At 67.1% G+C, this 12,344-nt stretch carries 15 protein-coding genes; 5 read left to right on the top strand and 10 right to left on the bottom strand.

The features are described from left to right. Positions 1-89 precede the first annotated feature (89 nt). From ACSQ3P_RS26940 to hslV, 9 genes are all read right to left on the bottom strand, one after another. Entirely contained in the window at positions 90-893 is an 804-nt protein-coding gene (locus tag ACSQ3P_RS26940; protein WP_436168532.1) for a lysophospholipid acyltransferase family protein, read from the bottom strand. 16 nt (positions 894-909) lie between these two features. Then, on the bottom strand, positions 910-1,422 hold the full coding sequence (locus ACSQ3P_RS26935) for a GNAT family N-acetyltransferase (RefSeq protein ID WP_436168531.1): 513 nt from the start codon (positions 1,420-1,422) through the stop codon (positions 910-912). 26 nt (positions 1,423-1,448) lie between these two features. Beyond that, complete coding sequence (tsaB, locus tag ACSQ3P_RS26930; RefSeq protein ID WP_436168530.1) at positions 1,449-2,132, bottom strand: tRNA (adenosine(37)-N6)-threonylcarbamoyltransferase complex dimerization subunit type 1 TsaB; 684 nt, start codon at positions 2,130-2,132, stop codon at positions 1,449-1,451. A gap of 134 nt (positions 2,133-2,266) precedes the next feature. Continuing rightward, positions 2,267-2,827 carry a NifU family protein gene (locus ACSQ3P_RS26925; protein WP_069689120.1) on the bottom strand — a complete coding sequence of 187 codons (561 nt, stop codon included), beginning with the start codon at positions 2,825-2,827 and terminating at the stop codon, positions 2,267-2,269. 133 nt (positions 2,828-2,960) lie between these two features. Further along, positions 2,961-3,455: a universal stress protein gene (locus ACSQ3P_RS26920; protein ID WP_069689121.1), complete on the bottom strand. Its 495-nt coding sequence runs from the start codon at positions 3,453-3,455 to the stop codon at positions 2,961-2,963. A gap of 201 nt (positions 3,456-3,656) precedes the next feature. Continuing rightward, complete coding sequence (gene trpS / locus ACSQ3P_RS26915) at positions 3,657-4,703, bottom strand: tryptophan--tRNA ligase (protein WP_436168637.1); 1,047 nt, start codon at positions 4,701-4,703, stop codon at positions 3,657-3,659. Between the two features lie 47 nt (positions 4,704-4,750). Then, positions 4,751-6,352: a murein biosynthesis integral membrane protein MurJ gene (murJ, locus tag ACSQ3P_RS26910; protein WP_436168529.1), complete on the bottom strand. Its 1,602-nt coding sequence runs from the start codon at positions 6,350-6,352 to the stop codon at positions 4,751-4,753. Next, positions 6,352-7,662, bottom strand: coding sequence for an ATP-dependent protease ATPase subunit HslU (gene hslU / locus ACSQ3P_RS26905; protein ID WP_436168528.1), 1,311 nt, complete (start codon positions 7,660-7,662; stop codon positions 6,352-6,354). Before hslU ends, murJ begins: the two co-directional genes overlap by 1 nt. 22 nt (positions 7,663-7,684) lie before the next feature. Next, positions 7,685-8,254, bottom strand: a complete 570-nt coding sequence (gene hslV / locus ACSQ3P_RS26900) for an ATP-dependent protease subunit HslV (protein ID WP_436168527.1) — start codon at positions 8,252-8,254, stop codon at positions 7,685-7,687. A 42-nt stretch (positions 8,255-8,296) separates the two neighbouring features. Between hslV and ACSQ3P_RS26895 the strand changes: the two genes are divergently transcribed. From ACSQ3P_RS26895 to hisA, 5 genes are all read left to right on the top strand, one after another. Beyond that, a complete protein-coding gene (locus tag ACSQ3P_RS26895; RefSeq protein WP_436168526.1) occupies positions 8,297-8,752 on the top strand; it encodes a hypothetical protein in 456 nt (151 codons plus the stop codon). Positions 8,753-8,864: 112 nt separating this feature from the next. Next, complete coding sequence (gene hisB, locus ACSQ3P_RS26890; protein WP_436168525.1) at positions 8,865-9,452, top strand: imidazoleglycerol-phosphate dehydratase HisB; 588 nt, start codon at positions 8,865-8,867, stop codon at positions 9,450-9,452. A gap of 10 nt (positions 9,453-9,462) precedes the next feature. Continuing rightward, entirely contained in the window at positions 9,463-9,948 is a 486-nt protein-coding gene (locus ACSQ3P_RS26885) for a DUF2628 domain-containing protein (protein ID WP_436168524.1), read from the top strand. Next, complete coding sequence (gene hisH / locus ACSQ3P_RS26880) at positions 9,945-10,601, top strand: imidazole glycerol phosphate synthase subunit HisH (protein WP_436168523.1); 657 nt, start codon at positions 9,945-9,947, stop codon at positions 10,599-10,601. The genes ACSQ3P_RS26885 and hisH overlap by 4 nt, the downstream gene beginning before the upstream one ends. Beyond that, positions 10,589-11,344 carry a 1-(5-phosphoribosyl)-5-[(5-phosphoribosylamino)methylideneamino]imidazole-4-carboxamide isomerase gene (gene hisA, locus ACSQ3P_RS26875; RefSeq protein ID WP_436168522.1) on the top strand — a complete coding sequence of 252 codons (756 nt, stop codon included), beginning with the start codon at positions 10,589-10,591 and terminating at the stop codon, positions 11,342-11,344. The genes hisH and hisA overlap by 13 nt, the downstream gene beginning before the upstream one ends. Positions 11,345-11,371: 27 nt before the next feature. Here the strand turns inward: hisA and ACSQ3P_RS26870 are convergent, their stop codons facing one another. Continuing rightward, the gene (locus ACSQ3P_RS26870) at positions 11,372-12,223 is read right to left on the bottom strand and encodes a transporter substrate-binding domain-containing protein (protein ID WP_436168521.1); all 852 of its coding nucleotides are present in this window, start codon (positions 12,221-12,223) and stop codon (positions 11,372-11,374) included. Positions 12,224-12,344: the final 121 nt, after the last annotated feature.

Here is a 12,344-nt window from a genome sequence, read left to right as displayed (position 1 = left end):
CTGATTGCGTCGCGAGGAAATGACCATGCTCCAGGAGGCGCTGATCAGCAAAGCAACAACCGAGCCAGATGGCTCGTCGCCATCGCCGGTCAGGCGCCCTGCCGCCCGGTGACAGCGTCGCGCCGCGCCTGGCGGATCGCGGCCTCGGCCAGTCGCGTCGCCTCCTTGCGCGAGGTCCTGGCGCCCATAGCGATCGGCGCGCCCCAGACGAGTTCGACATCGATCGTACCCGCATCGAGCACGGCCTTGAGATGCGGCGCCAAATCCTCGTCGCCATACCAGGCGAGCGCGGTGCGCTCGGCCCGGCCGCCGGCCAGGCCGTGGAAGCCGGTATAGGTGATCGTCAGCGGATAGACCGGGATGTCGCGGCCCTCGCTTTTGCCGAGCGCCTCATGCGCCGCCCCCAGCAGGGAGGAGCGCAAGGGCAGGATGCGCGTGCCGTCGCCCGTCGTCCCCTCCGCAAAGAGCACGATCGATTCGCCAGCCGCGAGCCGCGCACCCATTTCCGCCGCCACATCGGCGGTGGCGCCGCGGCGCATCCGGTCGATGAAGACGGTGCGTTGCAGCTTTGCCAGGAAGCCGATCACCGGCCAGCCCGCGACCTCGCTCTTGGCCACGAAGGACAAGGGCCGCAAAGCCCCGATCACCGCGATGTCGAGCCAGGAGACATGGCTGGCGACGATCAGCCCCGCCGCCCCGGGCGGCGGCGGTGTGCCCCTGACGCGGCGATGCACGCCGAGGCAGCGGCAGGTGAGGCGGTGGAACAGGCGCGGAATCGTGGCGCCATGGCGGGGCCCGAGCCGCATCGCGACGAGCTGCGCCGGCAGGAGCAGGAGCGCGCACGCGGCGAGCGCGGTGAGCCTCAGGGTCGCGCCGGGGCGAAGTCCGTTCATGCGCGGGCGGCCTCGGTCACGCGAGATCGAGCCGCATCGTCACCGCGCCGGTGCGGCTGCCGTCGCTCTTGGCGTAGTAATTCTTGCGCCGGCCGACCTCACGAAAACCGAAATGGCGGTAGAGCTGTTCGGCCGGCAAGTTGCCGTCCTCGACCTCCAGATAGACATGCTGGACGCCGCTGGCGGCGAGCTGGCCGAGATGGGCGTGGAGCAGCGCCCGCCCGAGTCCGTCGCGGCGATGGGCGCGCCCCACCACGATGCTGAGGATTTCGGCCTCGTCGGCCGCCTTGCGCGAGATCACGAAGCCGGCGGGGTGGGGGCTGTTCCCCGCGAAGACGCCTTCGGAGATGATCGCGGGATCGGCGAGCAGCGCGGCGCATTCGCCGGGTTCCCAGCCACGCGCGAAGCCGCCCTGGTGGTGCAGCGCCGCGACATGGCGCGCATGGCGCACGTCGAGGCGGCCGGTACGGGCCGGGGCCGATTCGGGGTGGAGCAATCTGCGCAGCCAGTCCATGGCGCTTGATGGCACAGACTGAACCGCTGGCAAGTGCTGATTCAGCGCCGCGGCAGCCGAGCGCGATCCTGCGGCGTCGTTTCCGGCGCCTTGAGGTAGAGCGGGCGCGGCGGTGCATCCTCGGGATCGGCGATCATTCCGAGCCGCGCGACCCAGGTCACGTCGGGCGCCCTGCTCTCGTCGAGCACCAAGGCATCGAGCCCAATCGCCCAGGCTTCATTGGCGACCGCCATCGCGGCCGAACCGATCAGGCTGACGGGCCCCGCCCCGATGGCGCGGGCGGCGTCGCGGTGGTTGACCTGACGCAGCGAGACCAATGGCTTGCCTTGCGAACTTAGCGCCTGGAACCAGACCTGGCCGTGTTTGGCATCGAGTGCAGCCGCGATCACCCGCCCGGATTCGCGCCCGATCAAGGGGGCTGCGGTCGCGGCCAGCGTGGTGACGCCAATCGCCGGGATGCCGGCCGCGAGCGCAATGGCGCGGGCCGCGCTGATGCCGACACGCAGGCCGGTATAGCTGCCCGGACCGACGGTGACGGCGACGCGGTCGAGCGAGGCGAAGCCGCCCTCTACCGCCTTCATGACGCGCTCGACCAGCGGCATCAGCGCCTCGGCATGGCCGCGCTCCATCGCGATTTGCTCGATCGCCAGCGGCTCAGCCTGGCCGGCTTCCAGCACGCAGGCGGAACAGGCGCCGAGCGCGGTGTCGATCGCGAGGATGCGCATCGGTGTCTTTTGCCGTTTCTAGCTTCATAAATCGAGGAACTGCGCCGTCATCCCGGACAAGCGGCGAAGCCGCGGAGATCCGGGCTGACGGCGCGAATCGTTGTGCCGACAGTGCAAGAGCAATGGAATTCCGTTCAGACCGCCTCGACCTCGCGCACATCCGGCAGGAAGTGGCGCAGCAGGTTCTGGATGCCGTGCTTCAGCGTCGCGGTCGAGGAGGGGCAACCCGAGCAGGAACCCTTCATGGCGAGATAGACCGTGCCGTCCTTGAACCCGCGGAAGGTGATGTCGCCGCCATCGCCGGCCACCGCCGGGCGGATCCGGGTCTCGAGCAGATCCTTGATCGTCTCGACCGTCTTGGCGTCCTCGGGTGCGAAGAACTCGCCCTCTTCGATGACATCCGCTTCCGAGCCGTTCGCGAGCACCGGCGCGCCCGACATGAAATGCTCCATGATCGCGCCCAGGATGGCGGGCTTGAGATGGGGCCATTCGCCGTCGGATTTGGTCACGGTGATGAAATCGGAGCCGAGGAAGACGCCGGAGACGCCGTTCACGCCGAACAGGCGCTGGGCCAGCGGTGAGCGCTCGGCTTGCTCGGAATCACGCAGTTCGAGCGTTCCGTCCGGCATCACGGTGCGGCCGGGCAGAAATTTCAGCGTGGCGGGATTGGGTGTTGCTTCGGTCTGGATGAACATGGCTAACCTCCGGCGCCGGCAGGTCAAGGCCGCCGTTCCTGCCCCCGATATAAGCCCGGCGTTGGAATCATTCCAGCAGGAAGCGCGCGTTTCGTCATGGTCGGGCTCGTCCCGGCCATCCACGCTTCCTTCGTCACGCCAGCGCGTCGATCTCCTCATCCTCCAGAAAGCCCGGCACGATGGCGACCGGGATCGGGAAGGTGCCGGCGGATTTGCCGGCAAGCGCGCTGACGAGAGGGCCCGGGCCGTCGCGCCCTGTGCCGGCGGCGAGCACGAGCAGGGAGATGTCCTCGTCCGCTTCGATCAGCTTGACCACCTCGTCGGCCTTCACGCCGGTGCGCACGACCTTTTCGGGCTCGAGCCCGGCGAGCGTCCGCACGGCGTTCGCCGCCGCGTCGATCAGCGCCTCGGCCTGCGCCTCGGCTTCGGCCTGCATCACCTCGCCGACGCCAAGCCAGGTCTCATGCTCGGGCGGCGTGACCACGCCGAGCAGCACGATCGAGGCGCCGACGCGGGCGCAGCGCCGCGCCGCGAAGCGCACCGCCTTGGCGCATTCCGCGCTGTCGTCGACCACCGCGAGGAATTTCGGGCGATGGCCCGCTTCATAGGACCGTCGTCGCTTGACCATTGGGATGACCTGTCGCCGCTTCGAGAATTGGGGCGCCTCGGATCGTTTCGATCCAAGGCGTGTGACCGGCTCTCACTCAAAACAGAGGCGGACGATTCACGGTTCGGGATGTGTCGTCCCGAACCGATCGCGCGCCAGGAGCCGGCATGGTGAACCGCGCCGCAGCGTCAGCGCAAGCCCACCGAGGTTGCAGCGGAAAACTCAGCGCCGGACGAAGCCGATTATGTCCTTGACGTCGGCCAGGATCGGCGCGGCGATGGCTTGCGCGCGCTCCGCCCCATTGCCGAGAATCGCGTCGATATGGGTGGGTTCGGCGAGCAGACGGCGCATTTCGCCGGCGATGGGCGCGAGCTTGGCGACGGCGAGATCGACCAGCGCCGCCTTGAAGCCGGAGAACTGCCCGCCGCCGAACTGGCTCAGCACCTGCGCCTTGGTGACGCCTTCGAGCCCGGCATAGATGCCGACGAGGTTCTCGGCCTCGGGCCGGCCCTCCAGCCCCTTTTCCTCGGAAGGCAGCGCCTCCGCATCGGTCTTCGCCTTGCGCACCTTCTGGGCGATGGTCTCGGCATCGTCGGTCAGGTTGATCCGCGAATAGTCGGACGGATCGGATTTCGACATCTTCTTGGTGCCGTCGCGCAGGCTCATGACGCGCGGCGCCGGGCCCTGCGTCATCGGTTCGGGCAGCGGAAAGAAGCCGAGATTGCCAGTGCCAAGATTCCGCTCCGCGATCTCAGTCGCAAAGTCGTTGTTGAACTTCTGGGCGATGTCGCGTGTCAGCTCGAGATGCTGCTTCTGGTCCTCGCCGACGGGCACATGCGTAGCCTTGTAGAGCAGGATGTCGGCCGCCATCAGGCTCGGATAGGCGTAAAGACCGAGCGAGGCGTTCTCGCGGTCCTTGCCGGCCTTCTCCTTGAACTGGGTCATGCGGTTCATCCAGCCCAGCCGCGCGACGCAATTGCAGATCCAGGCAAGCTCGGCATGGCCGGCGACCTGGCTCTGGTTGAAGATGATGCTTTTCTTGGTGTCGATGCCGGCCGCGACATAAGCCGCGGTGACCTCGCGGATCGCCCGCTTCAGGTCGGCTGGGTCCTGCCACATGGTGATCGCGTGCATGTCGACGACGCAATAGATGCATTCATGCGTCTGCTGCATCGCGACCCAGTTGGTCAGCGCGCCCAAATAATTGCCGAGATGCAGCGTCGAAGTCGGCTGCATGCCTGAGAAGACGCGCTGGTGAAAGGTCGCCATCGGGCGCTCCGTGATCACGAACGAGGAAAAGGAGGGGGGCTTCTGGCTCATGCCCGCCGCTTGCGCAAGTAGCGCGGCAAGGGGAAGGCGCCAAAGGCGCCCAGAAGCAGGCCGGCAGCGCCATAGGAAAAGGCTCCCCCAGTGCACAGAGCCGCCAGCCCAGCGACGCGCCAGAGCATCGATTGCGTCGGCGCCAGCCTGGCGGCGAGCAGGGATGAGAGAACCAGCAGAACGCCCAGCATGATGGCGCTAGCCGCAAGGCTGGCGGCGATGGGACGCAGATTGGCAATGCTGGGGCGCCAGATTCCGTCACGCAGCAGCGCCATGCCAAGCAGCACCGCCTGCGCCAGGAAAGCCAGGCTCGCCGCGCAGGCCGCCATCTGGGCGGCGTTGCCGTTTCCGGCCAAGGCATAGCCGGCAAGCGCCGCGACAAGGACGGCGAGACACCCCGCCAGCAAGGGCAGGCGCGGCGTCTGACGGGCGAAATAGACCTGTCCGAAGACCTTCGCGACGACGGCGAAGGGCAGGCCGAGCGCAAAGCCTGCGAGCGCGGCAGCGGTGCGGGCGCGATCCTCCGCGCCGAAGCGGCCATGCTCGAACAGCACGGAGACGATCGGCTCCGCCAGCACGAAAAGTGCGAGCGCCGCCGGCAGCGCCAGCGCGAGGCCGAGCGCCAGCGCCTGTCCGAGCCGGGCGTCCGGCCCGCTCGTCTTCGCCGAATCAGCCATTTCGGACAAGACGACGGTGCCCATCGCCACGCCGACGAAGCCGAGCGGCAGCTGGAAGACGCGGTCGGCATAGTACAGCGCGGCGACCGAGCCCGGCTCGGCGGAGGCGATCTGTGTCGCCACCAGCAGTACGAGCTGCGCTGCCGAGGCCGCCAGCAGGGTCGCGCCGCCGGTCCGGACCAGCCGTGCCATCTCAGGTGACCAGCGCAGGCTCGGGCGCGCAAGCCCGGTCTTGTGCAGGGCAAACATCTTGCGCAGGGCGAACAGGATCAGGCCGAGATGGGCGAGCCCGGTCAGGCTGACCAGAGCGGCTTGCGACTGCGCTGCAAGCTCGGCTTCCAGGCCGCGCCCCAGCGAGACCATGAGGAAGCCGACCAGGAGCGCGTTCATCAGCGCGGGCGCGAGCGCGGCCAGCGTGAAGCGTTTCTCCGCGTTGAGCACTGCCGCCAGCATGGCGGCCAGCGTCGTCAGCAGCAGGAAAGGCAGCATCAGCCTGGTGTAATGCGCGGCGAGCGCGAGCGTCTGCGGCTCCTCCGCGAAGCCGCCGGCCAAGCCCAGCACGACCCAGGGCGCAAAGATTTCGCCGAGCACGACCAGGCCAAGCAGCAGCAGGCCGAGATATCCGGCCGCCTCACCGGTGAACCGCCTGGCCGCCTCCTCTCCGCGCTCCGCCTTGATGGCGAGATAGAGCGGCACGAAGGGCGCGTTCAGCCCGCCTTCGCCGAGAACGCGCCGCACCAGATTGGGCAGGCGCAGCGCGGCGAGAAAGGCGTCAGCCACCGGGCCTGCGCCCAATAACCTTGCGATCAGCACGTCGCGGGCGAAGCCGAGCAGGCGCGACAGGATCGTCGCCGTGCCGACGACGGCCGAATCGCGGGCGAGACGGGATGATTCCGGCGCGCCCTCCGCCGGCTTCTGCATCAGAGGATGAACCGGCTCAGATCGGCGTTCTTCGCGAGATCGCCGATGCGCGCCTCGACATAGGCTCCGTCGATGGTGACCGTGTCGCCGGAGCGGTCGGGCGCGGTGAAGGAGATCTCGTCGAGAATGCGCTCGATCACGGTTTGCAGGCGCCGCGCGCCGATGTTCTCGACCGTCGAATTCACATCCACCGCGATGCGCGCGATCGCGTCGATCGCGTCGGGTGTGAAGTGGATGGTGACCTCCTCGGTCGCCATCAGCGCCACCGTCTGCTTGATCAGGCTCGCCTCCGTCTCGGTCAGGATGCGCTTGAAATCCTCGACGTCGAGCGGGTGCAGTTCGACGCGGATCGGCAAGCGGCCCTGCAATTCCGGCAGCAGGTCGGAGGGCCGTGAGACGTGGAAGGCGCCCGACGCGATGAACAGGATATGGTCGCTCTTCACCGCGCCATGCTTGGTTGCGACCGTCGTGCCTTCGATCAGCGGCAAGAGGTCGCGCTGCACGCCCTCGCGCGAAACGTCGGCCCCGCTTTTGCCCTCACGGGAGCAGATCTTGTCGATCTCGTCGAGGAAGACGATGCCGTTATTCTCGACCTCGCGGATCGCGGCCTGCACGATCGCCTCCTGGTCGATCAGCTTGTCGCTCTCCTCGGTCAGGAGCGGGCCATAGGCGTCCTTGACCAGCACGCGCCTCGGCTTGCCCTTCTGGCCGAAGGCCTTTCCGAACATGTCGCTGAGATTGATCGCGCCGATCGAGGCGCCCGGCATGCCGGGAAGCTCGAACATCGGCGCGGCAGCGCCGCCGCCCGATGCGATCTCGACCTCGATCTCCTTCTCGTCGAGCTCGTTGGCGCGCAGCTTGCGGCGGAAGCTGTCGCGCGTGGCGGGGCTCGCGGTCGAGCCGACCAGCGCGTCGAGCACGCGCTCCTCGGCGGCGATATGGGCTTTTGCCTGCACGTCCTTGCGCCGGCTCTCGCGCACCAGCCCGATCGCGACCTCGACGAGATCGCGCACGATCGATTCGACATCGCGGCCGACATAGCCGACCTCGGTGAACTTGGTCGCTTCGACCTTGAGGAAGGGCGCGCCGGCGAGCTTGGCGAGGCGGCGCGCGATCTCGGTCTTGCCGCAGCCGGTCGGCCCGATCATCAGGATGTTCTTAGGCGAAACCTCCTCGCGCAGCGGCCCTTCGAGCTGCTGCCGGCGCCAGCGATTGCGCAGCGCGATGGCGACAGCGCGCTTGGCGTCATTCTGGCCGACGATGAAACGGTCGAGTTCGGAGACGATCTCGCGGGGAGAGAAGGAAGTCATTTGCTGTCCGTAAATCAGGCCGTCAGACGGCGTCCAGCGTCTCGATGACGAGGCTGTGGTTGGTGTAGACGCAGATGTCGCCGGCGATCTTCATCGCCTTGCGCACGATCGTCTCGGCATCCGGTTCGATATCGATCAGCGCGCGCGCGGCCGAGAGCGCATAATTGCCGCCGGAGCCGATTGCCATTACCGAGCCGTGCTCGCTCGTCTCCGGCTCCAGCACGTCGCCCGTGCCCGAGATCAGGAGCGAGACCTCCTTGTCGGCGACAAGCAGCATCGCCTCCAGCCGGCGCAGATAGCGGTCGGTGCGCCAGTCCTTGGCGAGCTCGACGCAGGCGCGCAGCAGCTGGGTCGGGTATTGCTCGAGCTTCGTCTCCAAGCGCTCGAACAGCGTGAACGCGTCGGCTGTGGCTCCCGCGAAGCCCGCGATCACCGCGCCCTTGGCGAGGCGGCGCACTTTTTTCGCGTTGCCTTTCATGATGGTCTGGCCGAGCGAGACCTGGCCGTCGCCGCCGATCACGACCTTGCCGCCCTTGCGCACCATCAAGATGGTGGTGGCGTGCATCACGGGGGCGTTGCTAGCGTCTGACATTGCGATTCGGTCTCGGCCTCAGGACAAGTGGAAGCCGCCAACATGTTCAGGCTGGAGCCCGGTATCAAGAGCAACCCGGTGAAACGCTGGAATCTGCCTGAGCGCGTCTTCTTCGCCTGCGGCGCCTGTCACATCCTCGCCCATGCTTTCCTCGATGCGTATCCCGATCATGGTTTCAGTGCCGTTTGGATCAGACCAGCGGCAGGATTCACCGGCAACCACGTCTTCGTCACGAACGGTAAGACGGCTTTCGATTTTCACGGCTATCGCTGCGAGGAGACGTTGCTCGCCCATCATTGGGCCAAGGGACGGCGCTGGTGGCCGGGCTGGGACGGCACCCTGGTCTCTTTGCCGCAGGACGTGCTGATCTCGAATGCGAAATCGAAAACCTATGACGGGCTGTGGCTACGCGAACCCGGCCAGTTCCTCCATGATGCGATGCCGCGCGCGAACGCGTTCCTGGCGAGGTTCGGTGCGCCTCCCGCGAAGGCTCAATGACGCGTTGAGGCCCGCAGGTGGCGCGTGCATTAATCCCGCGGCGGGATCGCGATGGCCTTCCCGCCGCCCGACTGCTAAAGCGACGCCAAATCCGTAAACACCAGAGGTCAGCATGCGTTCTGGCGAAGTGAAGCGCCGCACCAACGAGACCGACATCGCGGTCAAGCTCGTGCTTGACGGCACGGGCAAGGCTGAGATTGCGACCGGCGTCGGCTTCTTCGACCATATGCTCGACCTGTTCGCCCGCCATTCGCTGATCGACACCAGCGTCACCGTGAAGGGCGACACCCATATCGACGATCACCATTCGGTCGAGGATGCCGGCATCGCAATGGGCGAGGCGCTCAAAGCAGCGCTCGGCGACAAGAAGGGCATCCGCCGCTATGCCGACGTGCATCTGCCGATGGACGAGACGCTGACCCGCGTCGCGGTCGACGTCTCCGGCCGGCCCTTCCTCGTCTTCCGTACGCAGTTCAAGGCGGAGAAGATCGGCAGCTTCGACACCGAACTGGTGCGCGAGTTCTTCCAGGCTTTCGCGATGAATGCCGGCATCACGCTGCATGTCGAGACGCTTTATGGCGACAACGCCCATCATATCGCCGAGAGCTGCTTCAAGGGCCTGGCGCGCGCCTTGCGGCAGGCGCTCGAGGTCGATCCGCGCGAGGGCGGCCGCGTGCCCTCGACCAAGGGCGCTCTCTGAGGAGACGACGATGGCGTTCTATACCGTGATGATCCCGCCGCCAGGCTCCGGCGGCCCGCGCGAGGAGATCGAGCAGGCGCGCCTGCTGCCGGAGACGTTTACCTGGTCGGCCTTCGTGCTGGGCGGGTTCTGGCTGCTGTTCAACCGGCTCTGGCTGGCGACTGCCGTTTTCGCATTGCTCTGGGGCGCGCTGTTCTATGTGCAGAGCCGCTTCGGCCTCAGCACCGGCGCGCTGATCCTGGCGCATTGGGCGCTGGCGCTGTTCCTCGGCTTCGAGGGCCAGAACCTGATCGCCCGCAAGCTCGCGCGCCAGGGCTGGCGGCTGGCCGATGTCGTCGAGGCGCGAGGACTGCCCGAGGCCGAGCGGCGCTATTTCGAGCGCGCCTTGGCCGGCGAGGTCGTGCCGCCGCGCGCGGCCCCTGTTGCACCCGCACGCCAGCAGCCCGCAGCCTCGCTGCCGATCATCGGCCTGTTCCCGGAGGCGCGGGGCCGATGAGCCAGCTCGTCACCATCATCGACTACGGCTCGGGCAATCTGCACTCGGCCGCCAAGGCTTTCGAGCGGGCGGCGAGCGAGTCCGGGCTCAGTTCGACCATCCGCGTCACCAGCGACACCGCCGAGGTGCGCCGAGCCGATCGCATCGTGCTGCCTGGTGTCGGCGCCTTCGCCGATTGCCGGCGCGGGCTCGATGCCGTGCCGGGCATGGTCGAAACCCTCGAGGAGGTCGTCCGCCAGAAGCAGCGGCCTTTCCTGGGCATCTGCGTCGGCATGCAGCTTCTGGCCTCGCGTGGGCTCGAATACACCGTGACGCAGGGCCTTGGCTGGATTCCGGGCGATGTCGCGCTGATCGTGCCCGACGATGACAGCCTCAAGATCCCGCATATGGGCTGGAACACCCTGCACAAGCAGGATGAGCATGCGCTGCTCGACGGCATCGAGACCGGGCCGGAAGGGCTGCATGCCTATTTCGTGCACTCCTATGCGCTGACGCCCGAGCGGCCGCAGGATGTGCTGGCGCTGACCGAGCATGGCGGCCCCGTCACCGCGATGGTGGCGCGCGGCAACGTTGCCGGCACGCAGTTCCATCCCGAGAAGAGCCAGAAGCTCGGCTTGAAGCTGATCGCCAATTTCCTCAGGTGGACGCCGTGATTCTCTTTCCCGCCATCGATCTCAAGGATGGCCAGTGCGTCCGCCTCAAACAGGGCGACATGGGCCAGGCTACCGTCTTCAATGACGATCCCGCTGCTCAAGGAGCCGCTTTCGAGGCCCAGGGCTTCCAGTGGCTGCATGTCGTGGATCTCGACGGCGCCTTCGCCGGCAAGCCGATGAATGCGGCCGCTGTCGAGGCGATCCTCGCCCGCGTCGCCTTCCCGGTGCAGCTCGGCGGTGGCATCCGCGACATGGCGACTGTCGAGGGCTGGCTGAAGAAGGGCGTGCGCCGCGTCATCATCGGCACGGCCGCGGTGCGCGACCCCGGCTTCGTCAAAGCGGCGGCAAAGGCCTTTCCGGGCAAGGTCGCGGTCGGCATCGATGCGCGCGACGGTTATGTCGCAGTCGAGGGCTGGGCCGAGACCTCGGCGCTGGCGGCGGATGATCTCGGCCGCCGCTTCGAGGATGCCGGCGTCGCGGCGATCGTCTACACTGACATCGCGCGTGACGGCATGCTCCAGGGCATCAATTGGGACGGCACCATCGCGCTGGCGAACGCCTTGACGATTCCCGTCATCGCCTCGGGCGGGCTTGCCTCCATGGCCGACATCGAGCGGCTCTGTGCGCCCGATGCGGCAATCCTGGAGGGCGCGATTACGGGCCGGGCGCTCTATGACGGGCGGATCGACCCGGCTGCGGCGCTGGCGCGGCTGGCGAAGGCCGGAAGCGAGACGGCGGCCTGAGCCGCCGACTACTGCCGGTTTTATCCCTCACTTCACGAACTGGTTGTAGATCCCGGCGAATTCGCCGGTCGCCTTGGCCAGATGCAGCCATTGGTCGACGAAGGCCTTGAAGGTCGCGTCGCCGCGCGGGAGCATGTAGCCCATCTCGCCATATTGCAGTGGCTCGTCGGGATTGACGGCGCACAAGCCCGGCTTGGCCTTCTCCTGGACCTTGGTCTCGATCGATTCCGAGATCATCAGATCGGCTCGGCCGGCCAGGATCTCGTCGAAGATGGTGACGTTGTCGGGGTAGACGCGGATGTCGGCCTTCTTGAAATTCGCCCGCACGAAACGCTCATTGGTGCCGCCGGGATTGACCACGACACGGGTCTCCGGCTTGTCGATGTCGGCGATTGTCTGGAACTTCGCCTTGTCAGCGCAGCGCACGATCGGCGCCTTGCCGTTGATGAGGTAAGGCGCGGAGAAGAAGACCTTCTTCTGTCGGTCGAGCGTCACCGAAATGCCGCCCATGGCGACGTCGCATTTTCCTGCCCCCATATCGGTCAGGAGATCGGACCATTTCGTCTGGACGAACTTGGCCTCGACGCCGAGCGCCTTGGCGAGCGATTTCGCCAGCTCGATGTCGATGCCCTCATAGCTGCCGTCCTTGGCCAGCGTGAACGGCTTGTAGTCGCCGGTGGTGCAGACCTGCAGCGCGCCGCGGCTTTGGATGGCGTCGAGCTGGCTCGCCGGGGTCTGGGCAAGCGCGGCTGCGCCGAGGCCGAGCCCGACAGCAAGGCCAAGCCCGATAGCAAGGCCAAGTCTGACAGTGAGGCCAAGTCTGACAGTGAGGCCTTCCGCCGTCAGCTTCAGGCCCTTGAATGTCGTGGTGAGCGTCATGGAAATCCCTCTGTTCTTGCTTATGGCGGGCAGGAGAGCAGGGAACGCGCCGCCGATCAATCCGGGCTCCTTGCGGGCTGTGTTTGCGTGCCGGGCGGCCGCGGCGCTATATGCGCTCGAT

Source organism: Allobosea sp. LjRoot9 (genome assembly GCF_964252745.1).
In the GTDB taxonomy this organism is placed as follows: domain Bacteria; phylum Pseudomonadota; class Alphaproteobacteria; order Rhizobiales; family Beijerinckiaceae; genus Allobosea.
This window is presented reverse-complemented; position numbering and strand designations above follow the sequence as displayed.